Origin of the sequence: Micromonospora sp. NPDC093244 (genome assembly GCF_040683695.1) — a bacterium.
Lineage (GTDB): Bacteria > Actinomycetota > Actinomycetes > Mycobacteriales > Micromonosporaceae > Micromonospora.
In genome coordinates, this window is record NZ_JBFBEO010000001.1 from 675,899 (window position 1) to 700,605 (window position 24,707).

Below are 24,707 nucleotides of genomic sequence, written 5' to 3' on the forward strand. Positions count from 1 at the left end.
GCGTCGTCGTGCCCGGACGTACGCCCGGGGAGGAGGTGGTGGGGCGGGATGCCCCGGGACCGGGGCAGAGCGGGGACGGTGCCCGGCCCTGCCCCGGTGCGGCTCAGCTCTCGCCGCTCGTGCCGGCGTGCGCGGTGACCCCGGCCTCGGCGCGCTGTGCGGTGGCCGGGTCCTTCCAGACGTGCACCCGCTGCGGTGGACGCTGCTCCAGGCCGCGCAGCCCGACTGTCGCGCCGAGCGCCTCCGCGTACACCTGGTCGGCGTCGAGGCGGCGCAGTTCCTCGGCCAGTTCGTCGCCGAGCGGGCGACGGACCAGCGGCAGGGTCCGGTCGTCCTGACCGGTCCGGCGGAAGACGGCCAGGCTGTCCTCCCGGGTCAACGTCAGCTGGTCACCGTTGGCGCAGGTCAACTGCACCTCACGCATCCGGGGGAACTCGGTGTCGTCCACCCGGCGGGGGGTGATGCCCAGCCGGCTGGACAGCCAGCCGATCATCAGCGTCGCCGTCGGGTCGCTGGGCGGCGCGACGACTGTCGCCTCGGTGACCTTCGCCTCGGTGGTGTCGAACGCTCCCGCGACGAGGGTCCGCCACGGGGTGATCCGGGTCCACGCCAGGTCGGTGTCACCCGGAGCGTAGTCCCGGGCCCGCTGCCGCAGCGCCTCCTGCGGGTCGGCGGCCTGCGCCGAGTCGGTGATCCGCCGGTCGGCGACCACACCGAGGAAGTCGGTGGCGATCTCCGCCGGCGGTTCGCCGTGCCACCAGGTGACCACCGGCACGTCCGGAACGAGCAGCGGCATCACCACCGACTCGGCGTGCAGGGCCAGCCGCCCGTACATCCGGGTGACCACCGCCTCGCACGGGCCGAGCCGGCCACCTACCACGATCTCCGCGTCCAGCCGGTTGCGGTCCCGCTCGATCTCGGAGCGGACCACCACCACGAGCCGGCACGGGTGGGCGGCGGCGGCGATGGTGGCAGCCGCCTCCGCCTCGCGGACCCGCCGCTCGTCCACCACGACGATGAGGGTGAGCGCCATGCCGCTGGCCACGCCACCGGCGCTGCGCCGCTCGGCGGCGAGCGCCTTGACCACCTCGTTGCCGGTGGTGTCCCACAGCCCGATCATGCTCTTCTCCAAGCGCGGCCCTCGCGGGCCAGCATCTCGTCGGCCGCCCGCGGCCCCCACTCACCGGCGCGGTACGGCTCCGGCGTGGTGCCCTCCCAGGCGTGCTCCAACGGGTCGATCACCTGCCAGCTCTGCTCGACCTCGGCCGCGTCGGGGAACAGGGTGCGGTCGCCGATCAGCACGTCCAGCACCAGCCGCTCGTACGCCTCCGGGCTGGACTCGGTGAACGCCTCGCCGTACTGGAAGTCCATCGCGATGTCGCGGACCTCCATCGTGGTGCCCGGCACCTTCGAGCCGAACTTGAGCACCACGCCCTCGTCCGGCTGCACCCGGATGACCAGCTGGTTGTTGCCCAGCGACTCCATGTCGGCGTCGTTGAACGGCAGGTGCGGCGCCTTCTTGAACATGATGGCGACCTCGGTGACCCGCCGGGGCAGCCGCTTGCCGGCCCGGATGTAGAACGGCACCTCGGCCCAGCGGCGGTTCTGGATGCCGAGGCGCACCGCCACGTACGTCTCGGTGGTGGAGTCGGCGGGGACGTCCTGCTCCTCCAGGTAGCCGACGGCGCGTTCGCCGCCCACCCAGCCGGGCAGGTACTGGCCGCGGACGGTGTCCCGGGCCACGTCCTTCGGCAGGGTGATCGCCTTGAGCACCTTGAGCTTCTCGGCCCGGATCTCGTCGGCGTCGAAGCTTGTCGGCTCCTCCATGGCCACCAGGGCGAGGAGCTGGAGCAGGTGGTTCTGCAACACGTCACGGGCGGTGCCGACCGTGTCGTAGAACCCGGCGCGGGTGCCGATGCCGACGTCCTCGGCCATGGTGATCTGCACCGAGTCGACGTACTTGGAGTTCCACAGTGGCTCGAACAGGTTGTTGGCGAACCGCAGGGCCAGGATGTTCTGGACCGTCTCCTTGCCCAGGTAGTGGTCGATGCGGAAAACGTCCTGCCGGGTGAAGACGTCGTCGACCAGGTCGTTGAGCGCCTTCGCCGACGGCAGGTCGTTGCCGAACGGCTTCTCCACCACGACCCGGCGCCAACCGCCGGACTTCTCGTTGTCGGCCATCCCGGTGCGGGCCAGCTGCTTGAGCACGACGGGGAACGCGGCCGGGGGGATCGAGAAGTAGAACGCCGCGTTACCGGTGATGCCGTGGGTCTGGCGCAGGTCGTCGAGCGTCTCGGCGAGGGTGTCGAACGCCGCGTCGTCGTCGAACGACCCGCCGACGAACTTGATGTTGCCGGCCAGACGCGCCCACACCTCGTCCCGCCACGGAGTACGGGCGTGCTTGCGGGCCGCCTCGCAGGCGAGTGTCTCGAAGTCGCCGTCACCCCAGTCGCGGCGCGCGAAGCCGAGCACCACGAAACCGGGCGGCAGCAGGCCCCGGTTGGCCAGGTCGTAGACCGCGGGGAGCAGCTTCTTGCGGGCCAGGTCGCCGGTCACCCCGAAGATCACCAGAGCGCACGGCTCCGGGATCCGGGGCAACCGGCGGTCCTGCGGGTCGCGTAGCGGGTTCACGCCTTGGGTCACGTCGTCCATCCTCACGTGCGCAGCTGACCGGCCGCGTCGAGCAGTTGGGCGACGCCGGCCGCCCGGTCGGTCAGGTGCAGTCGCAGCACGGGCCGTTCCCGACCGGCGAGGGCCTGCCGGTCGCCGGCGGCCTGCGCCGCCTGCAACTCACCGAACGTGTACGGCTTGCCCGGCACGTCCAGGTCCTCGGCGACCGCACCGGTCACCTGGAGGTAGCTGCCGACCTGCGGACCACCCTTGTGGTACTGGCCGGTCGAGTGCAGGAACCGCGGCCCCCACCCGAAGGTGACGGGCCGGCCGGACGCCTCGGCCAGCAACGGACGCAGCCGGGCCGTGTCCGCGTCGGCGAACCGGTCGAGGTACGCCATGACCGCCAGGTAGCCGTCGTCGCCCAGCCCGTCCAGCAGCCACCGCAGCACACCCGCCAGGTCGCCGGGTGCGCCCTGCGGCGCGTACACCTCGATCGCGCCCTCGGTGAACGACGGCGTCTCCGTCGGCAGACCCGAGGCCAGGATCTTGTTGGTGTTCTCCTTGGACTCGGTGACGTTCGGCTGGTTGAACGGGTCGATGCCGAGCACCACACCCGCCACCGCCGTGGCGTACTCCCAGGCCAGGAACTGCGCGCCGAGCGGGCCGTTCACCGCCACGTCCGGGTCGGTGCCGCCACCGGGCACGTCGCCGGTGGCCAGTGCGCCGCCGTAGGTGACGGTCAGCACGTCGGAGCCGGTGGCGCCGGGGCTGTTCGGGGACTCCACCACCACCGGCAGGATGCCCACGCCGGCCTTGCCTGTCGACTCGGCGATCAGCTGTTCGGCCCAGTCGCCCAGCCCGTCGATGCCGGTGCCGTCGGAGATCAGGGCGACCTTGTCCCGGGCCAGGGTGGCGGCGGCGCCCAGCGCGGCGCCCAGCGCCAACGCCGGGTTGTCCCGGTCCCCGGCGAGCGACTCGGCCAGCGCGTCGGCCTGGTCGATCAGCTCGGACACCTCGACGCCGGCAAGGGCCGACGGCACCAGGCCGAACGCGGTGAGCGCCGAGTACCGGCCGCCCACGTTCGGGTCGGCCAGCACGGTGAACGCGCCCATCTCGGTAGCGGTCGTCTCCAGCGGCGAGCCCGGGTCGGTGACGATGACGAAGTGCCGGCCGGCCTCCGCCTCGGTCATCCCGGCGTCCAGGAACGCCTGCCAGTACGCGCGCCGGTGGCTGTCGGTCTCCACCGTCGAGCCGGACTTGCTGGCCACCACCACGACTGTGCGCTCCAGCCGGTCACCGAGGGCCGCGCGGACCTGGCCGGGGTCGGTGGTGTCCAGCACGGTCAGCGGCCGGCCGAGGGTCCTGGTGATCACCTCGGGGGCCAGCGACGAGCCGCCCATGCCGGCGAGCACCACGTGGTCCAGGTCGGCCAGCTCGGTGGTCAGCTCGGCGAGCTGCACCAGCAGCTCCCGGCTGCGCCTGTGGGTGTCCACCCAGCCGAGCCGGATCTTCGCCTCGGCCTCGGCGTCCGGACCCCACAGGCCCGGGTCCTTGGCGGCCAGCTTGCCCGGGACGCCGGCCTTGACCAGCGCGTCCCGGGTCGAGGCGGGTGCGGACCTGTCGATCGCGTCCGCGCCGTGCACGACGAGCCCGGCGGCGGCCTCCGCCGGCCCTGCGAGTAGGTCGCTCATGCGCCACCGGCCTTCTCGGCGCCCTTGGCGTTGCCCTCGGCGGCCTTGTTCGGAGAGCCCTTGCCCTTCGCCGCCGCCTCCAGCGACTTGCGGACCCCGTCGAGCAGCTCCTGCCAGCTGACCTCGAACTTCTCCACGCCCTCGCGCTCCAGGGTGACGATCACGTCGTCCATGTCCACCCCGACCGACTCCAGGTCCGCGAAGACCTTCCGGGCCGCGTCGTAGGCGCCGGTCACCGTGTCACCGCGGGTCTCGCCATGATCGGCGTACGCGTGGATGACCGCCTCCGGCATGGTGTTGACAGTGCCGGGAGCGATCAGCTCCTCCACGTAGATGACGTCGCGGTAGTCCGGGTTCTTCGTCGAGGTCGACGCCCACAGCGGCCGCTGCGGGTGCGCGCCGGCGTCGGCGAGTGCCTTCCAGCGGTCCGAGGAGAACACCTCGGAGTAGCGCTCGTACGCCAGCTGGGCGTTGGCGACTGCGGCCTTGCCCTTCAACGCCTTGGCCTCGTCCGAGCCGATCTTCTCAAGCCGCTTGTCGACCTCGGAGTCGACGCGGGAGACGAAGAACGACGCGACCGAGCCGATGGTGGACAGGTCGTGGCCGTTGGCCTTGGCCTGCTCCAGGCCGGCGAGGAACGCCTCCATGACCGCCGAGTAGCGGTCCAGGCCGAAGATCAGCGTCACGTTGACGCTGATCCCCTCGGCAAGCGTGTCGGTGATCGCCGACAGGCCCTCCTCGGTGGCCGGGATCTTGATGTAGAGGTTGGGCCGGTCGACGAGCCACCACAGCGCCTTGGCCTCGGCGACGGTCTTGTCCGCGTCGTGCGCGCTGCGGGGGTCTACCTCGATCGAGACGCGGCCGTCGACGCCGTCGCTGCCGTCGTACGACGGGCGCATCACGTCGCAGGCCCACCGCACGTCGTACGTGGTGAGCATGCGTACGGCCTCTTCCACGTCCACGTCACGAACAGCGAGGTCGCGCAGCTGCCAGTTGTACTCGTCGGCGTCGCTCAGCGCCTTGGCGAAGATCGTCGGGTTGGTGGTGACCCCGGCCACGTGCTTCTCGCGGCGCAGCTGGTCCAGCCCGCCGGAGCTCAGACGCACCCGGGAAAGATCGTCGAGCCACACCGCCACGCCTGCGGCGGTGAGCTCATTCAGCTTGTCGGTCATGCCGTCCACGCTCCCTCAGTTGCCGGTAGTGAAACCGGTGATGTCGCCCACCCGGGCCAGCGAGGCGTGTGCCGCCGCCACGATCCGGTCGCCGGTGAAGCCGAACTGCTCGAAGAGCACGGTGTGCGGGGCGCTCGCTCCGTAGTGCTCCAGGCTCACGCTCTCGCCGAGGTCGCCGACGATCCCGCGCCAGGACATCGCGATGCCCGCCTCCACGCTCACCCGTGCCTTTACCCCGCGCGGGAGCACCGACTCCCGGTAGGCCTCATCCTGCTCGTAGAACCACTCCTGGCAGGGCATCGAGACCACCCGGGTCGGGGTGCCGTCGGCCTCCAGGCGCTCCCGCGCGGTCAGGCAGAGCTGCACCTCGGAACCGGTGCCGACGATGATCACCTGAGGCTTGCCGTTGGACGCCTCGGCCAGCACGTAGCCGCCCTTGGCGACCCCCTCCGCGCTGCCCAGGACGTCCCGGTCCAGGGTCGGCAGCGGCTGACGGCTCAGCGCCAGCGCGGTGGGCCGGTCGGTGTGCTCCAGCGCCTGCCGCCACGCCCAGGCCGTCTCGTTGGCGTCGGCGGGGCGGACCACGTCCAGGCCCGGGATGGCGCGCAGCGCGGTCAGGTGCTCCACCGGCTGGTGGGTCGGGCCGTCCTCACCCAGGCCGATCGAGTCGTGCGTCCAGACGTACGTCACCGGAAGCTTCATCAGCGCGGCCAGCCGCACCGACGGGCGCATGTAGTCGCTGAACACCAGGAATGTGCCGCCGTACGGGCGGGTGCCGCCGTGCAGGGCGATGCCGTTGAGGATCGCTCCCATGGCGTGCTCGCGGATGCCGAAGTGCAGCGTGCGGCCGTACTCGTGGCCGGGGAAGTCCTTGGTGGCGTGCGCGGCCGGGATGAACGACGGCTCGCCCTTCATCGTGGTGTTGTTGCTCTCGGCCAGGTCGGCCGAGCCACCCCACAGCTCCGGCAGGACCGGCGCGAGGGCCTCCAGCACCTTGCCGGACGCGGCCCGGGTGGCCACTCCCTTGGCGTCGGCGGGGAAGACCGGCAGCGCGTTGGTCCAGCCGTCGGGAAGCACGCGTCCGGCCATCCGCTCGTAGAGCGCCGTGCGCTCCGGGTTGGCCTTCTTCCAGGCGTCGAACGCGGTGGTCCACTCCTGCTGGGCCTCGGAGCCGCGGCCCATCACCGTGCGGGCGTGGCCGAGCACCTCCTCGTCCACCTCGAAGGTCTGCTCCGGGTCGAAGCCGAGGATCCGCTTGGTGGCCTTCACCTCGTCGGCGCCGAGCGCCGAGCCGTGGATCTTGCCGGTGTTCTGCTTGTTGGGGGCGGGCCAGCCGATGATGGTGCGCAACGCGATGAAGGAGGGACGGTCGGTCTCCGCCTTCGCGGCGAGCAGCGCGCGGTACAGCGCCTCGGCGTCCTCGTGGTAGTCACCCTGGTCGGCGTCGCCGCTGCGCCAGTCGACGGTCTGCACGTGCCAGCCGTACGCCTCGTAGCGGGCCGCCACGTCCTCGCTCTTGGCGATGCGGGTGTCGTCCTCGATCGAGATCTCGTTGTCGTCGTAGATCACCGTGAGGTTGCCCAGCTGCTGGTGCCCGGCGAGCGCGCTGGCCTCGTGGCTGATGCCCTCCTCGATGTCGCCGTCGGAGACGATGCACCAGATGTCGTGGTCGAAGATCGACGCGCCCGGCTCGGCCTCCGGGTCGAACAGGCCGCGCTCGCGGCGGGCCGCCATGGCCATGCCCACCGCGTTGCCCAGGCCCTGCCCGAGCGGCCCGGTGGTGGTCTCCACGCCCGGGGTGTGCCCGTGCTCGGGGTGACCGGGAGTGAGCGAGCCCCACTGCCGCAGCGACTTCAGGTCCGACAGGCTCAGCGGGTACCCGGACAGGAACAGCTGGATGTAGAGCGTCAGGCTGGAGTGCCCGGCGGAGAGCACGAAGCGGTCCCGGCCGGGCCAGTTCGGGTCGGCCGGGTTGTGCCGCATGACCCGGTTGAACAGGAGGTACGCCGCGGGCGCCAGGCTCATCGCGGTACCCGGGTGGCCGTTGCCGGATTTCTCCACGGCATCCATGGCCAGGACGCGGACGGTGTCGACAGCCCGGCGATCGAGGTCGGACCAGTTGAGTTCGGAGTGCTCGGGTCGGTTGGCAGCCACGATGGTTGTGCTCCTCGGCAGATGGGCGGAACCCTCACTGGTGACCCTATCGAGCGTGACTAAACGTCCGCCCGGGGATCTCTGCATGGTCTGCGGTACGGGACAGGGCATCGAGTCGTTCAACCCGGTGGTGTGACGGCCCGCACCGTTGTCGGGTCGGCCGGGCAGCCAAAACGACAACGCGTAGTGTGTGGCTCGGTGTGCGGCCCCCGAACAGGTTGGGCCGACCGATCTCCCCGTGCCGATGCCGGAAGGTGGCAATCCGTGAGCATGATCACCGAGCGCCCCGCGAGCAACCCCGCGGGGCAGCCCTCGGCGCGGACGGCCGACGGTCCGGTGGCGCGACGGGACGTCCGCGCGATCGTCTCGGCGTACGTGGCGCTCACCAAACCGCGCATCGTCGAGTTGCTGCTGGTCACCACAGTGCCGGCGATGATGCTCGCCGAGGGTGGCCTGCCGTCGCTGTGGCTGATGGCAGTGGTGCTTGTCGGCGGCTCGCTCGCCGCCGGCGCGGCAAGCGTCCTCAACTGCTACATCGACCGGGACATCGACCAGCTGATGCGCCGGACGAAGCGCCGGCCGCTGCCGGCGCACACGGTGTCACCGCGCAGCGCCCTGATCTTCGGTCTGGTGCTGGCGGCGGTCTCGATCGTGCTGATGGCGGCGTTCACCAACCTGCTCGCCGCCGCGCTCACCCTCGCCGCGATCGTCTACTACGACGTCGTCTACACGCTGTGGCTCAAGCGCTCCACCCCGACGAACACGTTCTGGGGTGGCGCCTGCGGGGCCGCTCCGGTGCTCATCGGCTGGGCGGCGGTGACCGGTTCGCTGGCGCCGGCCGCGTGGGGGCTGTTCGCGGTGGTCTTCTTCTGGCAGATGCCGCACTTCTACCCGCTCGCCATGAAGTACAAGGACGACTACGCGCGGGCCGGGATCCCGATGCTGCCGGTGGTGGCCTCCACCCGCCGGGTGAACGCCGAGATCCTGATCTTCGCCTGGCTCACCGTGCTGACCTCCCTGGCGGTGTGGCCGCTGGGCCTGAGCGCGATCTACGGCGTACCGACGCTTGTGGTGGGCGCCATCTTCATCGTCGAGGCGCACCGGCTGTGCCGTCGCGCGACGCGGGGCGAGGCAGTCAAGCCGATGCGGCTGTTCCACTGGTCGACCACGTACCTGACGATCGTGTTCGTGGCCGTCGCGCTCGACGCGCTGATCTGACGGTTGCCGGCTCGACCCTGAGTCGTTCCGTCGAGTGAATCAATCATCATCATGGATGAGTTGTCCGGGTTTAACGTCACATCAGGGTAACTTTCGCATGAGTCGGATGGGCTCAACCTGCGCCGGCTCGATCCGGGTTTGCCAGGACTTTCCGCACCCATAAGTCCGGAAAAAACCGGACAGAATATCAGTGTTCTGTCTTAAACCTGTAGGTAATTGGCATCACAAAAGCTTCATGGTTCTCGCCCGGGCGAGTGGAACTCTGCTTAGGCTTCGCGTCATGGCAGATGGTTCCGATACGACGCTGACGGACGAGCAGACCGTCGGTGGGCAGGCTTCGCACGGCCTGGTAGCCGGCCTCAAGGCGTTCGCCGCCGGTCACGGTGGAGCGAAGGCGGTCATCGAGTACGTCGGCAAGCGTGGAGCGCGGATCGTCCTGGTGGGCTCCGACGGTGAGTGGGGCGACCAGTTCGCCGACGACACCGTCACCGCCCGGGAGGCGTGCGCCAAGGCGGGAGTCACCGTCGAGAACGCCTGGGAGCGTGAACTGATGGACCAGATGCGTCCGAGCAACGACCTCTGGCGGTCGATGGCCCGACGCACGATGGCCCGCTGAGATAGATAGTTGAATTGACCGACCACCACCAGTCGACCCGGGGGAAACCCCGGGTCGCTCTCGTCACCTGCACCGAGCTGACCGAGCTGGACCCGGACGACAGGCTCGTCCTCGCCCCGCTCGCCGCCCGGGGCGTCACCGCCGAGGCTCCCGTCTGGGACGACCCCGACGTCGACTGGTCCTCGTACGACCTGGTCGTGCTCCGCTCGCCGTGGGACTACGCGCTGCGCCGCGACGAGTTCGTCACCTGGGCGGCCACCGTCCCGGCGCTCGTCAACCCGGCCGACGTGGTCCGCTGGAACACCGACAAGCGGTACCTCGCCGAGCTGACCGCCGCAGGCGTGCCCACCGTGCCGACCTCCTGGGTCGAGCCGGGGGAGAGCTGGCAGCCTCCGGTCGACACCGGCGAGTACGTGATCAAGCCGGCGGTCAGCGCGGGCAGCCAGGACACCGGCCGGTACGACCTGGCCGACCCGGAGCACCGCGACCTCGCCGTGGCGCACGTACGCCGGCTGTCCGCCGCCGGCCGGACGACAATGGTCCAGCCGTACCTGAACGCCGTCGACACCGAGGGCGAGACGGCGCTGCTCTTCCTGGCGGGCGCGGGCGGGCTCGCGTTCAGCCACGCCATCCGCAAGGGGCCGATGCTGACCGGGCCGGACCTCGGCCCGGACGGGCTCTACAAGGCCGAGGAGATCAGCGCCCGTACCGCGCTCCCGGACCAGCTGGCGGTCGCCGAACGCACCCTCGCCGCGGTTCCCGGCGGCACGCGGCAGCTGCTCTACGCCCGGGTCGACCTGATCCCCGGCCCGGACGGCGACCCCGTCCTTGTCGAGCTGGAGCTGACCGAGCCGTCGCTGTTCATCGGGTACGCCGACGGCGCCCCCGACCGTCTCGCCGAGGCGATCACCACCCACCTGGCCCGCCGCGCCTGACCGCCGGGCGCGGTGGGGGCGCGGGCCTCAGGCGGTGACCGGGACCGCTCGCGCGTCCGCCGGGACGGTCGACGGGGTCGGGGTGTTCGGGCGGCGTTCCCGGGTCGACCACTGCACCGAGAGGGTGGCGAGCAGCACCACGCAGGAGCCGAGCATGTGCGCGCCGACCAGGAGCGCGGGCACGTGGGTGAAGTACTGCACGAAGCCGATGACGCCCTGGCTCAGCTCGACGGCGACCAGGACGATCGCGGCGCGGGTGGCCCGCCGCGCGCCTACCGCCCGGAACGCGAAGATCAACGCCACCGAGAGCCCGATCAGCAGGAAGACCGCGTCGGCGTGCACCTGCGAGATCGATTCCGGGTCGAGCCCGTTGCGGGCGGCGCCCTGGTCGCCGGCGTGCGGGCCGCTGCCGGTGACCCAGGTGCCGATCACCAGCACCGCGACGCTGACGCCCGTGGTGATCCTGGTCAGCGTGCGCAGCGGCGTGGGCACCACGGCGACCGTCGGCCCGTCCGGCTCGCCGATCCGCCGCCAGAGGGCGTACGCGGCGGCGATCACCGCCATGGAGGCGAGGAAGTGCAGCCCGACCACCCACGGGTTGAGGTTGGTGAGCACGGTGATGCCACCGAGCACCGCCTGGGCGGGGATGCCCAGGAAGACGGCGACGGCAAGCGCGAGGAGGCCGGGTCGGCGCGGCCGGTGGGCCAGTACGGCCAGCACTGTGGCGAGCGCGATGAGGCCCACCGCGAAGGTCAGCATCCGGTTGCCGAACTCGATCACCCCGTAGATGCCCATCTCGGGTGTGGTGACGTACGAATCGTCGGTGCACCGGGGCCAGGTGGGGCAGCCGAGGCCGGAGGCGGTCAACCGGACGGCCCCGCCGGTCACGACGATGCCCACGTTCGCGATGATCGAGGCGAGCGCGAGGCGGCTCAGCAGGGTGCCGGAGACCGGACGGACGATTCGGTTCACGGCGCAAATCCTACGCACCGTAGTGATCGAGGTTCGTCCGACTCCGCCGGGTCGGTGGTTCGGATCACCGGGACCCGGGTTTGCGACAGTCCGGGTAATTACGTAACGTTGGCGTTGTGAAAAACGCGGCGGCGCTCTCCGGGCAGCGGTCGGCGGCCGACCCGGCCGTCGGTGCTTCCGCGTGCGCGCCCGTCGTGACCACGGCGACCGGCCTCGCCGGTGCCGCCGCGGCCGAGGTCTCCACCCGGGACCGGGTCACCCAGCTGCTGCTGGAGCGGGGGGCCACCACCGCCGCGCAGCTCGGTCAGGCGCTCGGTCTGAGCCCGGCGGCGATCCGCCGACACCTGGACGCGATGCTCGCCGACGGTGACGTCTTCGCCCGGGAGCAGGCCGTGCAGGGCAGTCGTGGTCGGGGCCGCCCGGCGAAGGTGTTCCTGCTGACCGAGGCCGCCCGGGTGCGCTGTGGCACCCATCACTACGACAACATGGCCACCGCGGCGCTGCGCTGGATCGCCCGCAGCGGTGGTTCGGACGCCGTCGAGGCGTTCGCCACCGAGCAGGTGTCCGCCCTGGAGTCGCGTTGCCGGGCCGCCATGGAGGACGCCGGCGACGACCCTCTCGCGCGGGCTGAGGCACTCGCCGGAGCGCTCACCGCCGAGGGATACGCTGCCAACGCGACCACTATCGCCTCCGGCGGCCAGCTCTGCCAGCACCACTGCCCGGTGGCGCACGTGGCCGCCGAGTTTCCCCAGCTGTGCGAGGCCGAGACCGCGGTGATCTCCCGTCTGGTCGGCACCCACGTGCAGCGCCTGGCCACCATCGCGCACGGCGACGGGGTGTGCACCACGCACATTCCGACCCAGCCGACCCGCGCCCAATCCGGTAAGCCCGTCACCACTGTGAGGACAGATAGATGACCGAGCAGATCGTCCAGCCCCTGACCCAGGAAGAGCAGCTCGCGGCGCTGGGTCGCTACGAGTACGGCTGGTCCGACCCGGACACCGCCGGGGCGGTCGCCCAGCGCGGTATCAACGAGGCGGTGGTGCGGGACATCTCGGCCAAGAAGAACGAGCCGGCCTGGATGCTCGACCTGCGCCTGAAGGGGCTGCGGCTGTTCGGCCGTAAGCCGATGCCGGCCTGGGGCGCGGACCTCACCGGGATCGACTTCGACAACATCAAGTACTTCGTGCGGTCCACCGAGAAGCAGGCCACCAGCTGGGAGGACCTGCCCGAGGACATCAAGAACACCTACGACCGGCTGGGCATCCCGGAGGCGGAGAAGCAGCGCCTGGTCGCCGGTGTCGCGGCGCAGTACGAGTCGGAGGTCGTCTACCACAAGATCCGTGAGGACCTTGAGGAGCAGGGCGTCCTCTTCCTGGACACCGACACGGCGCTGCGCGAGCACGAGGACGTCTTCAAGGAGTACTTCGGCACGGTGATCCCGGTCGGCGACAACAAGTTCGCCGCCCTGAACACCTCCGTGTGGTCCGGTGGCTCGTTCATCTACGTGCCGAAGGGCGTGCACGTGGAGATCCCGCTGCAGGCCTACTTCCGGATCAACACGGAGAACATGGGCCAGTTCGAGCGGACGCTGATCATCGTCGACGAGGGTGCGTACGTGCACTACGTCGAAGGCTGCACCGCGCCGCTGTACTCCTCCGACTCGCTGCACAGCGCGGTCGTGGAGATCATCGTGAAGAAGAACGCGCGCTGCCGGTACACGACCATCCAGAACTGGTCGAACAACGTCTACAACCTGGTGACCAAGCGCGCCGTCTGCCACGAGGGCGCGACCATGGAGTGGGTCGACGGCAACATCGGCTCCAAGGTCACCATGAAGTACCCGGCGGTCTACATGACAGGCGAGCACGCCAAGGGCGAGGTGCTCTCGGTGGCGATGGCCGGCGAGGGCCAGCACCAGGACGCCGGCGCCAAGATGGTGCACGCCGCACCGCACACCTCCTCGACCATCGTGTCGAAGTCGATCGCCCGGGGCGGCGGCCGCACCTCGTACCGGGGTCTGGTGCAGGTGCTGGAGGGCTCGCACCACAGCCGCAGCACCGTCAAGTGCGACGCGCTGCTTGTCGACACCATCTCCCGCTCGGACACCTACCCGTACGTCGACATCCGCGAGGACGACGTGTCGATGGGGCATGAGGCGACCGTCTCCAAGATCAGCGACGACCAGCTCTTCTACCTGATGAGCCGCGGCCTGAGCGAGGACGAGGCGATGGCCATGATCGTGCGTGGCTTCATCGAGCCGATCGCCAAGGAACTTCCGATGGAGTACGCCCTGGAGCTGAACCGGCTCATCGAGCTCCAGATGGAGGGCGCGGTCGGCTGACGCCGTCCGCTCCCGTCCGGCCGACCTGACACCGTCGTCGTAGCAGAGAACAGACCAAGGAAGAAATGACTACCCAGGCTTCCGCGCCGCCGCCCAGCACCAAGTCGCAGGCGCTGCGCTCGTTCGACGTCGCCGACTTCCCGGCCCTCACCGGCCTGGAGGAGGAGTGGCGTTTCACCCCGCTCAAGCGCCTCCGCGGCCTGGTCGGCGACGGGCCGGCGTCGTCGGACGAGGCGTCGGCCGCGTCCGGCGCCGTCCGGCACGAGTACGGCGACCTGCCCGAGGGCGTGGCCGTCGGACGGATCGGCCGTGACGACAAGCGGATCGGCAGCGTGCTCACGCCCGTCGACCGGGTCAGCGCGCTGGCGTACGGCGCGGCCACCGACGCCCTGCTGGTGCGTGTCGACCCCGACGCGGTGCTCGGCGCTCCGGTGCGCCTGCGCGTGGTCGGCGACGGCGCCGGGCAGCCGGCGTTCGGTCACACCTTCGTCGAGGTGGGCCGCTTCGCCGAGGTGACGGTGGTGCTGGAGCACGTCGGGTCGGCCATCCTTGCCGACAACGTCGAGGTCACGGTGGCCGACGGCGCGAAGCTGACCCTGGTCACGGTGGCCGACTGGGCCGACGACGCGGTCCAGGCGCAGCACCTCAAGATCAAGCTGGGTCGGGACGCCAAGGTCATCCACATCCAGGTCACCCTCGGCGGTGACCTGGTCCGGCAGTTCACCTCGGTGGAGTACACCGGCCGGGGCGGCGAGGCGGAGCTGTACGGCGTCTACTTCGCCGACTCCGGCCAGCACCTGGAGCACCGGCAGCTGGTCGACCACAACGTGCCGGACTGCCGCAGCTACGTCGGCTACCGGGGCGCTCTGCAGGGCGACGACGCGCACACCGTCTGGGTGGGTGACGTGCTGATCCAGGCCGAGGCGACAGGCACCGACACGTACGAGATCAACCGGAACCTGCTGCTCAGCGACGGCGCGCGTGCGGACTCCGTACCCAATCTGGAGATCGAGACCGGCGAGATCGCCGGCGCCGGCCACGCCAGCGCGACAGGCCGCTTCGACGACGAGCAGTTGTTCTACCTGATGGCCCGGGGCATCCCGGAGGGTGAGGCCCGGCGCCTGGTGGTCCGGGGCTTCTTCGCCGAGCTGATCAACAAGATCCCGGTGGAGGAGCTGCGCGAGCGCCTGGGCGACGCGATCGAGGCCCGGCTCGCCAAGGCCGGCGCCTGATGATCCGGATCTGCTCCACCGAGGACGTGCCGAAGGGCACCGCCATCAGCGCGGACGTCGACGGCACGCCGATCGCCCTGGTGCACGGCGAGGACGGCAGCTTCTACGCCGCCTACGACGAGTGCTCGCACGCCGCGGTCGCCCTCTCCGAGGGAGAGGTCGACGGCTGCACGCTCGAGTGCTGGCTGCACGGCTCCCGCTTCGACCTGCGCACCGGGCAGCCCACCGGCCTGCCGGCCACCGAACCCGTACCCGTCTACCCCGTCGAGGTCCGCGACGGGGACATCTACCTCAGCCTGACGCCGAGTAATGGAGTGACCCGATAATGAGCACCCTGGAGATCCGCGACCTGAAGGTGTCGGTCAAGCTGCCCGAGGGTGAGCTCAAGCCGATCCTGGCCGGTGTCGACCTGACTGTGAGGTCCGGTGAGACCCACGCGATCATGGGCCCGAACGGCTCCGGCAAGTCCACCCTGGCGTACTCGATCGCCGGCCACCCCAAGTACGAGATCACCGGCGGCACGGTCACCCTCGACGGCGAGGACGTGCTGGCCATGACCGTCGACGAGCGCGCCCGCGCCGGCCTCTTCCTGGCCATGCAGTACCCGGTCGAGGTGCCCGGCGTCTCGGTGGCGAACTTCCTGCGCACCGCGAAGACCGCCATCGACGGTGAGGCCCCGAAGCTGCGCACCTGGGGCGGCGAGCTGCGCGGCGCCATGGAGCGCCTCCAGATGGACCCGGCGTTCGCCCAGCGCAACGTCAACGAGGGCTTCTCCGGCGGTGAGAAGAAGCGGCACGAGATCGTCCAGCTCGAGCTTCTCAAGCCGAAGATCGCGGTCCTCGACGAGACCGACTCCGGCCTCGACGTGGACGCGCTGCGCGTGGTCAGCGAGGGCGTCAACCGGGTCCGCGACACCGGCGACACGGGCGTGCTGCTGATCACCCACTACACGCGGATCCTGCGCTACATCAAGCCGGACTTCGTGCACGTCTTCGTGGCCGGCCGGATCGTCGAGCAGGGCGGCCCGGAGCTGGCCGACAAGCTCGAGGCCGAGGGCTACGAGCGGTACGCCGCCGGGGCCGGCACGGCCAGGGCCTGACCGAGAGAGGCGCTGCCGAGATGACCAGCATCGCGATCCCCGAGGGGATGCCGCAGTACGACGACGTGCCGCGTTTCGACGTGGCCCGGGTGCGCGCCGACTTCCCGATCCTCGATCGTGAGATCAACGGGCATCCGCTGGTCTACCTCGACAGCGCCAACACCTCGCACAAGCCGCGGGTGGTGCTCGACGTGCTCGCCGAGCACTACGCGCTGCACAACGCGAACGTGTCGCGCTCGGTGCACACCCTGGGCACCGAGGCCACCGAGGCGTACGAGGGGGCGCGGGCCAAGATCGCCGCGTTCATCAACGCCCCGAGCGTCGACGAGGTGGTGTTCACCAAGAACTCCACCGAGGCGATCAACATCGTGGCGTACGCCTTCTCCAACGCCTCGCTGCGGCCCGACGGCGACCCCCGGTTCCGGCTGGGGCCGGGCGACGAGGTGGTGATCTCCGAGATGGAGCACCACTCGAACATCGTCCCGTGGCAGCTGCTCTGCGAGCGCACCGGCGCGACCCTGCGCTGGTTCCCGGTCACCGACCAGGGCCGGCTCGACGAGTCCGGCCTGGACGACCTGGTCACCGAACGGACGAAGATCGTCTCGCTGGTGCACATGTCGAACATCCTCGGCACGGTGAACGCGACCTCCCGGATCACCGCGCGGGTCCGCGAGGTGGGCGCGCTCCTGCTGCTGGACTGCTCGCAGTCGGTGCCGCACCTGCCCATCGACGTGGTCGACCTGGACGCCGACTACATCGTGTTCACCGGGCACAAGATGTGCGGCCCGACCGGCATCGGTGTGCTCTGGGGCCGGGGTGAGCTGCTCGCGGCCATGCCGCCGGTGTTCGGTGGCGGTTCGATGATCGAGACGGTCACCATGGCCGGGTCGACGTTCGCGGCACCGCCAGCCCGGTTCGAGGCGGGCACCCCGCCGATCGCCGAGGCGGTAGCGCTCGGCGCCGCGGTGGACTACCTCACCGGGATCGGCATGCCGTCGATCCAGTGGCACGAGAAGGAGCTCACGGCGTATGCGCTCGACGCTCTCGGCTCGGTGCCCGACCTACGGATCTTCGGCCCCACCGTGCCGGTGGGTCGGGGCGGCACCATCTCGTTCGCGCTGGGTGACGTCCACCCGCACGACGTGGGTCAGGTGCTCGACTCGCTCGGCGTGCAGGTGCGGGTGGGTCACCACTGTGCCAAGCCGGTGTGCAGCCGGTTCGGCGTCCCGGCCATGACCCGGGCCTCGTTCTACCTCTACACCACCACGGAGGAGATCGATGCTCTGGTGGCCGGTCTGGAGCAGGTGCGGAAGGTGTTCGACTGATGGTGCAGCTCGACCAGCTCTACCAGGAGATCATCCTGGATCACTACAAGCATCCGCACGGGCGTGGCCTGCGCGACGCCGACGACCCGGGCGACCAGGTCGCCGAAGCGCACCACGTCAACCCGACATGCGGTGACGAGGTCACCGTCCGGGTGGCCACCGACGGCGCCGTGCTGCACGACATCTCGTACGACGGGATGGGCTGTTCGATCAGCCAGGCCTCGGCGAGTGTCCTGCACGAGTTGCTGCGCGGCCGGGGCGCCGGGGAAGCATTCGAGGTGCACGAGGCGTTCGTGGAGTTGATGTCCGGACGTGGCCAGGTCACGCCGGACGAGGACGTACTCGGTGACGGGGTTGCTTTCGCGGGTGTCGCCCGCTACCCCGCCCGGGTCAAGTGCGCGCTGCTGCCGTGGATGGCGTTCAAGGACGCCGCGGCACGCGCCGGTGTGGGCGTGAGCCCGGAGGTGAAGGCATGAGCAGCGAGAACACCGCTACCGCGGCGACGTCGGAGGCCGGTGACGCCACCGCGGCGCCGCAGACCGACGCCGTGACGACCGACAGTGCCGCGACGGCGGGTGCCGGCGATGCCGCCACCCCGACGGCGGGCGTCAGCAAGGCCATGATCGCCGACATCGAGGAGGCGATGAAGGACGTCGTCGACCCGGAGCTCGGCATCAACGTGGTCGACCTCGGCCTGGTGTACGGCGTGCACGTCGACGACGAGAACATCGCCACCCTGGACATGACGCTCACCTCGGCGGCCTGCCCGCTGACCGACGTCATCGAGGACCAGGCCCGGCAGGCGCTGACCACCGGCCCCGGCGGCGGTCTGGTCAACGACATCCGGATCAACTGGGTGTGGCTCCCGCCGTGGGGCCCGGACAAGATCACTGACGAGGGTCGGGACCAGCTCCGTTCCCTCGGCTTCAACGTCTGAGTCGACCCCGGTCGGCTCTGCCCGTCGAGCGCGACACCCCGGTGGGGTGCCGCGCTCGACGCGTTCCACCCCTGACAACGGCGCGCCCGGTGGGAATTGTGGTGGCGGAGGCACGGCTGCGGGGCGCAGGATGCGGCGGTGACTGAGGCGTACCCGATGCAGGTCCCTGTCCGTGCGGCGACTGCCGTGCGTCGACAGCGGCTGGTCCCCGGGCGGGCCTCGATCCGGCTTCGACGGCAGTGAGCGGGGCGTTCCTGGCCGGCCTGGTGGCCGGCTACGGCGTCGCCATCCCGGTCGGCGCGATCGCCATCCTGATCCTGGGGCTCAGTGCCCGTACCTCGTTCCGGGTCGGGGCCGCGGCGGCGCTCGCCGTGGCGACCGCCGACGGGCTCTACGCGGCCGTCGCCACGCTCGGCGGCGCGGGTCTGGCCGGGCTCATCGCGCCGGTCGCCGTTCCGCTGCGGGTCCTCGCGGCCGTGGTGCTGCTGGGGCTCGCCGCGCACGGTCTCTGGCGCACCTGGTCGACCCACCGTTCCGGGCGACCGCAGGCGGCGCGCGCCGGGGCCGGCCTGGGCACCCCCGGGCGTGCCTACGCGGCGCTGCTCGGGTTGACACTGCTGAACCCGACGACGGTGCTCTACTTCACCGCCCTGGTGCTCGGCCGTCGGAACTCGACCGACGCGGGCGCCGTCCCCGCGGCGCTGTTCGTGGCGGGTGTGTTCCTGGCGTCGGCGAGCTGGCAGCTGCTCGTCGCCGGCGGCGGTTCGGTGGTCGGGCGGGCGTTGACCGGGCCGCGCGGCCGGCTGGTCACCGGCCTGGTCTCCAGCGCGCTCATCGCCGCCCTGGCGGTGGCGGCGCTGCTGCCGGGTTGAGCGGTAGCCGCCCGGCCGCCCAGGAGGGCAGGCGGTGCCGTACGGTCGGGCGGTGACCAGTCGACCCGCAGCCGGGGGAGGCCGGTGGGTCGAGGTCGACCCGGCCCGCGTCGGCCGCTGGGTCGAGGGCTTCGCCGACCGGCACGGCCCGCACACCACCACCGCCCGGGAGTACGGCCTGCTGCTCACCGCGGCCGACGGGACAACCGCCGAGTTGTACGCCCCGCCGGGAGCACCGGCCGGCGTCGACGTGCCCGGGTTCGTGGCGTCCGCCGTCGCGCCCCGCCGGATCGGCCTGCTGTTGGCCCGCAAGGGCGCGGTGGCGATCGGTGTGGCCGACGGCGCCGACCTCGTCGTCTCCAAGGTCGACACCCGGTACGTGCAGGGGCGCACGGCGGCGGGCGGCTGGTCGCAGCACCGGTTCGCCAGGCGGCGCGACAACCAGGCCAAGGCGGCGCTCGGCGATGCGGCGGACCTGGCCGTACGACTGCTGTTGCCGCAGGCCGCGAGGCTCACCGCTGTGGTGTGCGGCGGTGACCGGCGGGCGGTGGACACGGTGCTGGCCGACCGGCGACTGTCCCCGCTCGTGCCGCTGCGGGCCGAGCGGCTGCTCGACGTGCCGGAGCCCCGCCACGCGGTGCTGGTGTCGGCAGTCGACGCGGCCCGGGCGGTACGGATCCGGCTGCGCGACCCCGCACCCGACTGACCTGGAGTCTGGAGGCATCAGGTCTCGCAACTGCCCTGACCGGTGCGTGGCGGGGCCGGTGGGGCCCCGCCACGACGCGGGTTGAGGTCAGAGCTGGTTGGTCGCGAAGGTGTCGCAGGTCTTCGGGTCGCCGCGGTCGTAGCCCTGGGTGAACCAGCGCTTGCGCTGCTCGGACGTGCCGTGGGTGAACTGGTCCGGGTTGACCCGCCCGCCGGAGCGCTCCTGGATGCTGTCGTCACCGATCGCCTCGGCGGCGTCGACGGCCTGGTTGATGTCGGCCTCGGTGATCGACGTGAAGAGCGGCTGCTGTCCCGTCTTGTCCTTGCTCTCGGTGGCGTGCTTGGCCCAGGCGCCGGCGTAGCAGTCGGCCTGCAACTCCAACCGTACGGAGGCGGAGCGGGGGCCGCTCTGGTCGCCCTGGCCGGCCTTGGCGTTGGTGCCGAGCAGGTTCTGGATGTGGTGGCCGTACTCGTGGGCGAGCACGTACGGCTGGGCGAACTCGCCCTTGGCGCCGAAGCGGGAGGCCAGCTCGTCGTAGAAGCTCAGGTCGATGTACACCTTGCGGTCGGCCGGGCAGTAGAACGGCCCGACGCCCGAGTCGGCCTGACCGCAGCCGGTGTTCACGGCGGCCTGAAAGAAGTTCGTGGTGGTGGGCTCGTACTTGCCGTTGCCCAACTCCGGGTACGCCTTCTGCCAGTAGGCCTGGATGCTGTTGACGTAGAGCAGGTTGCGGCAGCGCGGGTCGTCGAGACGGTCCGCGTTGGCGGTGGAGCACACCTGATCCAGGTCGCTGCCGCCGGCCTGGCCGCCCTCGTCGCCGTTGGTCATGGCGTTGAGACCGAACCCGCCGCCGAGCAGGGCGACGAGCACGGCCACCACGATGCCGATGATGCCGCCCCGGCCGCCGCCTCCCGGGATGGGGATGCCGATGCCGCCACCCGACCCGCCGCCGCCCCGGCCCAGGTCGTTGGCCTGGGAGGTGTCGAGCTCGGCCCGCTCGTTGAGTTCCATACTGACCCCGATCGCCGTATGCCGGTGAATGTCGTCTCTGTATCGGTTCGTCATAAAGGTGCCGGACGGGGTCCGGACAGGCGTTCCGGTACCCGATGATCTTGATCGGTAATCCGGGCGGCCCGACTCGGGGCGCCCGGTACACTTGTCCCCGTGCCGCGCTGCGAAGGCTGAACCGCCCCGCGCCGACGGGCCCACCGCCCGCCGGCGCTTTCGCGTGCCCTGAGTCAGCCTTCCAGACCCCGAGAGCGAGTCCCACGAGATGATCACTGCCACCGGCCTGGAGCTGCGTGCCGGCTCCCGGATCCTGCTGTCCGACACCACCCTGCGCGTGCAGCCAGGTGACCGGATCGGCCTGGTCGGTCGCAACGGCGCCGGCAAGACCACCACCCTGAAGGTGCTCGCCGGCGAGGGGCAGCCGTACGGCGGCCAGATCGACCAGCGCAGCGCCATCGGCTACCTCCCGCAGGACCCGCGCACCGGCGACCTGGAGGTGACCGGCCGCGACCGGGTCCTCTCCGCCCGCGGCCTGGACGTGCTGATGTCCCAGATGAAGGAGATCGAGGCCCAGCTCGCCGAGGACGCCAACGAGAAGCTGGTCCGCCGCTACGGCGCGCTGGAGGACCAGTTCGCCGCCCTGGGCGGGTACGCGGCCGAGGCCGAGGCCGCCCGGATCTGCGCCAACCTGGGCCTGCCGGACCGGGCGCTCGCGCAGACCATCGGCACCCTCTCCGGTGGTCAGCGCAGGCGCATCGAGCTGGCCCGGATCCTGTTCCGTGACGCGGGTGAGAACGGCGGCGGCATCCTGCTGCTCGACGAGCCGACGAACCACCTGGACGCCGACTCGATCACCTGGCTGCGGGGCTTCCTCGCCAACCACAAGGGCGGCCTGATCGTGATCTCCCACGACGGCGCGCTGCTGGAGTCGGTGGTCAACAAGGTCTGGTTCCTCGACGCCACCCGGTCCGTGATCGACGTCTACAACCTGGGCTGGAAGGCGTACCTGGAGGCCCGCGAGACCGACGAGCGGCGTCGCCGCCGGGAGCGGGCCAACGCGGAGAAGAAGGCCGGCGCGCTGATGGCGCAGGCCGACAAGATGCGGGCCAAGGCCACCAAGACCGTCGCCGCGCAGAACATGGCCCGCCGGGCCGAGAAGCTGATCTCCGGCCTCGAGGAGGTACGGGTCGCCGACCGGGTCGCCAAGGTGCGTTTCCCCAGCCCCGCGCCGTGCGGCAAGACCCCGCTCACGGCGACCGGGCTGTCCAAGTCGTACGGCTCGCTGGAGATCTTCACCGACGTCAACGTGGCGGTGGACAGGGGTTCCCGGGTGGCCATCCTCGGGCTCAACGGCGCCGGCAAGACGACACTGCTGCGGATGCTCGGTGGGCTGCTCACCCCGGACACGGGTGAGGTGCACGCGGGGCACGGGCTGCGGTTGGGCTACTACGCCCAGGAGCACGAGACGCTTGACGTGGAGCGGACGGTGCTGGAGAACATGCGGGCCGCCGCCGTCGAGCAGTCCGACACCGACCTGCGCAAGATCCTCGGCGCATTCCTCTTCTCCGGCGACGACGTGAACAAGCCGGCCGGGGTGCTCTCCGGTGGCGAGAAGACCCGGCTGGCCCTGTCCACCCTTGTCTGTTCCGGTGCCAACGTGCTGCTGCTCGACGAGCCGACGAACAACCTCGACCCGGTCAGCCGCGAGCAGGTGCTGGACGCCATCGCCAACTACCCGGGCGCCATCGTGCTCGTCACGCACGACCCGGGCGCCGTGCTGGCCCTCAAGCCGGACCGCGCGATCCTGCTGCCCGACGGCGACGAGGACGCGTGGAGCGACGACCTGCTCGAGCTGGTCGAGCTGGCCTGACCGCCCCCGGCCCGGTCAGCCGAGCAGGTCGACCAGTTCGCCGAGCACGCCGGAACCGGCCAGGATCACCACACCGATGCCGATGAAGATCGCCGGTACCAGCCAGTGGCCGGCGCGCTCGACCAGCCGGACCACGCGGGGGTGCCCGCCGAGCCAGGCGCCGGCGGCGCACCACAGCGCGATGAGCAGCACGAACATCAGTAGGAAGATCGCGCTGTCGGCCGGCCCGAGCGCCCGGAACACAGGTACGTAGACGGCCACGTTGTCGGCGCCGTTGGCGATGGTCACCCCTGCCACACCGAGGGTGGACGCCACCACCGCCGGCGTCTCGTCGTCGTCGCGGCGCGCCAGGGCACGGACTCCCAGGGCGATCGGCAGCAGACCGAGCAGCCCGGTCCACGGCTCGGGCACCACCAGCAGGCCTGCCGCGACGACCGCGCTGGCCAGCGCCAGCGCGCCGATTCCCAGGTACTGACCTGTGACGATCTGCCAGGGGCGGGGTCGGCCGCCGGTGCGGGCCGCGACGAAGAAGAGCGTCAGGATGACGATGTCGTCGATGTCGGTGGCGGCGAACACGACAGCCGCTCCGGCCGCGGTGCCCAGGAGGTCGATCATGACCGAAAGGGTACGGCCGTCGACAGGTGTCGCCGCGCCGCGACGGTACGCCCAGCCGGCGCGGCGGGACGGATCGCCAGGATCACTCTATCGGGAAGCTGACATTGCATAGCGTGTCGGTTGGCGAAGAGTTGATATCTGGCGCATGATCGTTCGAGGCGGTCTAATAGGTGGGACCGTATCCGAACCGCACAGTCTGGGACGTGAGGACACAGCATGGCAGCCACTGGCACAGCCACCAGCACTGAGAAGGGTCGCCGGATCATCGGAGCCGAGCGTCAGACGCTCGCCAAGGACCTGGTAAAGCGGTACACCTCGGGGGAGAGCATCCGCGCGCTGGCGGCCTCGACCGGCCGTTCCTACGGGTTCATCCACCGAGTGCTCACCGAGTCCGGGGTGCAGCTGCGTCAGCGCGGCGGTGCCCGGCGCCGCAAGAAGGCGTGACCCGCCCCTCAGCGTCGTTCACCAGCGCCGCGCCCCGGGCCGCCCGGTGACCGCCGAGGCGACCGGGGTCCGGCTGACCTGCGACGGGCCGGTTGCCACGGTGACGTTGTGCCGGCCCGACGTGCTCAACGCCCAGACGCCCGCGATGTGGCGCGCCATGAGCGACTTCTCCCGGGACCTGCCCGGCGATGTGCGGGTGGTGGTGGTCCGTGGTGAGGGCCGCGCGTTCTCCGCAGGCCTCGACCTGTCGGTGGCCGGCGCCTCCGGTCCGGGGTCGTTCGCCGAGCTGGCCACGCTGCCCGAGCAGGAGTGCGCGGACCGGATCGCCGAGTTCCAGACGGGTTTCACCTGGCTGCACCGCCCCGATCTCATCACGGTGGCCGCCGTGCAGGGCCACGCGATCGGCGCCGGTTTCCAACTGGCGCTCGCCTGTGACCTGCGCGTCCTCGCCGCCGACGCGAAGCTGTCGATGGCCGAGGTGACCCTCGGGCTGGTGCCCGACCTAGCCGGTACGAAGCGCCTCGTGGAACTGGTCGGCTATTCCCGGGCGCTGGAGATCTGCGCGACAGGCCGCCGGCTGGACGCCGCCGAGGCGGACCGGATCGGATTGGCCACACTCGTCGTACCGCCGGGTGAGCTGGACGACGCGGTCCGCGACCTGAGCGCGGGCCTGCTCGCGGGCGCCCGCGACGCCGTCGTGGAGATCAAGGCGTTGCTCGCCGGCGCGGCCGGGCGTTCGCACGCCGACCAGCAGCGAGCCGAACGCGAGGCGCAGACCCGCCGGCTGCGCGACCTCGCCGGCCGGGGAGAATAGTAAGGACCGCACGGGAAGATCCGGGTTACGACCGAGGTTGTCAGAGTCGTCGGGAGAATTGACCTGACGT

General features: G+C 70.9%; 25 protein-coding genes. 16 read left to right on the plus strand and 9 right to left on the minus strand.

The genetic code is table 11. The features are described from left to right. Nucleotides 1–103 precede the first annotated feature (103 nt). From AB0N27_RS03140 to tkt, 5 genes are read right to left on the minus strand one after another with little or no spacing between them, the layout of a single operon-like run. Nucleotides 104–1,120, minus strand: a complete 1,017-nt coding sequence (locus AB0N27_RS03140; protein WP_364362729.1) for a glucose-6-phosphate dehydrogenase assembly protein OpcA — start codon at nt 1,118–1,120, stop codon at nt 104–106. Next, a complete protein-coding gene (zwf, locus tag AB0N27_RS03145; RefSeq protein WP_364365996.1) occupies nt 1,117–2,631 on the minus strand; it encodes a glucose-6-phosphate dehydrogenase in 1,515 nt (504 codons plus the stop codon). Before zwf ends, AB0N27_RS03140 begins: the two co-directional genes overlap by 4 nt. A gap of 23 nt (nt 2,632–2,654) precedes the next feature. Then, a complete protein-coding gene (locus AB0N27_RS03150; protein ID WP_364362730.1) occupies nt 2,655–4,304 on the minus strand; it encodes a glucose-6-phosphate isomerase in 1,650 nt (549 codons plus the stop codon). Further along, complete coding sequence (tal, locus tag AB0N27_RS03155; RefSeq protein ID WP_364362731.1) at nt 4,301–5,476, minus strand: transaldolase; 1,176 nt, start codon at nt 5,474–5,476, stop codon at nt 4,301–4,303. Before tal ends, AB0N27_RS03150 begins: the two co-directional genes overlap by 4 nt. A 15-nt stretch (nt 5,477–5,491) precedes the next feature. After that, a complete protein-coding gene (gene tkt / locus AB0N27_RS03160; protein ID WP_364362732.1) occupies nt 5,492–7,630 on the minus strand; it encodes a transketolase in 2,139 nt (712 codons plus the stop codon). Nucleotides 7,631–7,894: 264 nt separating this feature from the next. Here tkt and AB0N27_RS03165 point away from each other — a divergent pair, with 264 nt between their 5' ends. The 3 genes from AB0N27_RS03165 (at nt 7,895) to AB0N27_RS03175 (ending at nt 10,399) form a co-directional block, all read left to right on the plus strand. Further along, nucleotides 7,895–8,848: a heme o synthase gene (locus tag AB0N27_RS03165; protein ID WP_364362733.1), complete on the plus strand. Its 954-nt coding sequence runs from the start codon at nt 7,895–7,897 to the stop codon at nt 8,846–8,848. A gap of 280 nt (nt 8,849–9,128) precedes the next feature. After that, complete coding sequence (locus AB0N27_RS03170) at nt 9,129–9,464, plus strand: hypothetical protein (RefSeq protein ID WP_364362734.1); 336 nt, start codon at nt 9,129–9,131, stop codon at nt 9,462–9,464. Between the two features lie 14 nt (nt 9,465–9,478). Beyond that, nucleotides 9,479–10,399: a hypothetical protein gene (locus AB0N27_RS03175; RefSeq protein WP_364362735.1), complete on the plus strand. Its 921-nt coding sequence runs from the start codon at nt 9,479–9,481 to the stop codon at nt 10,397–10,399. Nucleotides 10,400–10,426: 27 nt separating this feature from the next. Here AB0N27_RS03175 and AB0N27_RS03180 read toward each other — a convergent pair whose 3' ends face one another. Then, entirely contained in the window at nt 10,427–11,389 is a 963-nt protein-coding gene (locus tag AB0N27_RS03180; RefSeq protein WP_364362736.1) for a COX15/CtaA family protein, read from the minus strand. Nucleotides 11,390–11,565: 176 nt separating this feature from the next. Here AB0N27_RS03180 and AB0N27_RS03185 point away from each other — a divergent pair, with 176 nt between their 5' ends. The 10 genes from AB0N27_RS03185 (at nt 11,566) to AB0N27_RS03230 (ending at nt 19,886) form a co-directional block, all read left to right on the plus strand. Further along, nucleotides 11,566–12,288, plus strand: a complete 723-nt coding sequence (locus tag AB0N27_RS03185) for an HTH domain-containing protein (RefSeq protein ID WP_364365999.1) — start codon at nt 11,566–11,568, stop codon at nt 12,286–12,288. Beyond that, nucleotides 12,285–13,715, plus strand: coding sequence for a Fe-S cluster assembly protein SufB (gene sufB, locus AB0N27_RS03190; RefSeq protein WP_364362737.1), 1,431 nt, complete (start codon nt 12,285–12,287; stop codon nt 13,713–13,715). The genes AB0N27_RS03185 and sufB overlap by 4 nt, the downstream gene beginning before the upstream one ends. Nucleotides 13,716–13,780: 65 nt before the next feature. Beyond that, on the plus strand, nt 13,781–14,947 hold the full coding sequence (gene sufD / locus AB0N27_RS03195; RefSeq protein WP_364362738.1) for a Fe-S cluster assembly protein SufD: 1,167 nt from the start codon (nt 13,781–13,783) through the stop codon (nt 14,945–14,947). Continuing rightward, complete coding sequence (locus AB0N27_RS03200; protein WP_364362739.1) at nt 14,947–15,273, plus strand: non-heme iron oxygenase ferredoxin subunit; 327 nt, start codon at nt 14,947–14,949, stop codon at nt 15,271–15,273. The genes sufD and AB0N27_RS03200 overlap by 1 nt, the downstream gene beginning before the upstream one ends. Next, on the plus strand, nt 15,273–16,046 hold the full coding sequence (sufC, locus tag AB0N27_RS03205; RefSeq protein WP_364362740.1) for a Fe-S cluster assembly ATPase SufC: 774 nt from the start codon (nt 15,273–15,275) through the stop codon (nt 16,044–16,046). Before AB0N27_RS03200 ends, sufC begins: the two co-directional genes overlap by 1 nt. Nucleotides 16,047–16,066: 20 nt before the next feature. Then, complete coding sequence (locus tag AB0N27_RS03210; RefSeq protein ID WP_364362741.1) at nt 16,067–17,371, plus strand: cysteine desulfurase; 1,305 nt, start codon at nt 16,067–16,069, stop codon at nt 17,369–17,371. A gap of 2 nt (nt 17,372–17,373) precedes the next feature. After that, entirely contained in the window at nt 17,374–17,847 is a 474-nt protein-coding gene (gene sufU, locus AB0N27_RS03215) for a Fe-S cluster assembly sulfur transfer protein SufU (RefSeq protein WP_121653048.1), read from the plus strand. Further along, nucleotides 17,844–18,308, plus strand: a complete 465-nt coding sequence (locus AB0N27_RS03220; RefSeq protein ID WP_364362742.1) for a metal-sulfur cluster assembly factor — start codon at nt 17,844–17,846, stop codon at nt 18,306–18,308. The genes sufU and AB0N27_RS03220 overlap by 4 nt, the downstream gene beginning before the upstream one ends. A 239-nt stretch (nt 18,309–18,547) precedes the next feature. After that, a complete protein-coding gene (locus tag AB0N27_RS03225) occupies nt 18,548–19,180 on the plus strand; it encodes a LysE family transporter (RefSeq protein WP_364362743.1) in 633 nt (210 codons plus the stop codon). Between the two features lie 52 nt (nt 19,181–19,232). After that, the gene (locus AB0N27_RS03230; RefSeq protein WP_364362744.1) at nt 19,233–19,886 is read left to right on the plus strand and encodes an acVLRF1 family peptidyl-tRNA hydrolase; all 654 of its coding nucleotides are present in this window, start codon (nt 19,233–19,235) and stop codon (nt 19,884–19,886) included. Between the two features lie 87 nt (nt 19,887–19,973). Here AB0N27_RS03230 and AB0N27_RS03235 read toward each other — a convergent pair whose 3' ends face one another. Then, entirely contained in the window at nt 19,974–20,897 is a 924-nt protein-coding gene (locus tag AB0N27_RS03235) for a neutral zinc metallopeptidase (RefSeq protein ID WP_364362745.1), read from the minus strand. Nucleotides 20,898–21,159: 262 nt separating this feature from the next. On the opposite strand from AB0N27_RS03235, the gene AB0N27_RS03240 reads away from it, so the two are divergent. Then, nucleotides 21,160–22,764 carry an ABC-F family ATP-binding cassette domain-containing protein gene (locus AB0N27_RS03240; RefSeq protein ID WP_364362746.1) on the plus strand — a complete coding sequence of 535 codons (1,605 nt, stop codon included), beginning with the start codon at nt 21,160–21,162 and terminating at the stop codon, nt 22,762–22,764. Between the two features lie 15 nt (nt 22,765–22,779). On the opposite strand, the gene AB0N27_RS03245 is transcribed toward AB0N27_RS03240, so the two are convergent. Then, entirely contained in the window at nt 22,780–23,379 is a 600-nt protein-coding gene (locus AB0N27_RS03245; RefSeq protein ID WP_364362747.1) for a cadmium resistance transporter, read from the minus strand. 216 nt (nt 23,380–23,595) lie between these two features. Between AB0N27_RS03245 and AB0N27_RS03250 the strand changes: the two genes are divergently transcribed. Further along, entirely contained in the window at nt 23,596–23,823 is a 228-nt protein-coding gene (locus AB0N27_RS03250; RefSeq protein WP_074312753.1) for a helix-turn-helix domain-containing protein, read from the plus strand. An 18-nt stretch (nt 23,824–23,841) separates the two neighbouring features. On the opposite strand, the gene AB0N27_RS03255 is transcribed toward AB0N27_RS03250, so the two are convergent. Then, complete coding sequence (locus AB0N27_RS03255; protein ID WP_244295905.1) at nt 23,842–23,982, minus strand: hypothetical protein; 141 nt, start codon at nt 23,980–23,982, stop codon at nt 23,842–23,844. On the opposite strand from AB0N27_RS03255, the gene AB0N27_RS03260 reads away from it, so the two are divergent. Continuing rightward, nucleotides 23,924–24,637: an enoyl-CoA hydratase/isomerase family protein gene (locus AB0N27_RS03260; protein ID WP_364366003.1), complete on the plus strand. Its 714-nt coding sequence runs from the start codon at nt 23,924–23,926 to the stop codon at nt 24,635–24,637. The two genes, AB0N27_RS03255 and AB0N27_RS03260, sit on opposite strands and share 59 nt — an antisense overlap. Nucleotides 24,638–24,707: the final 70 nt, after the last annotated feature.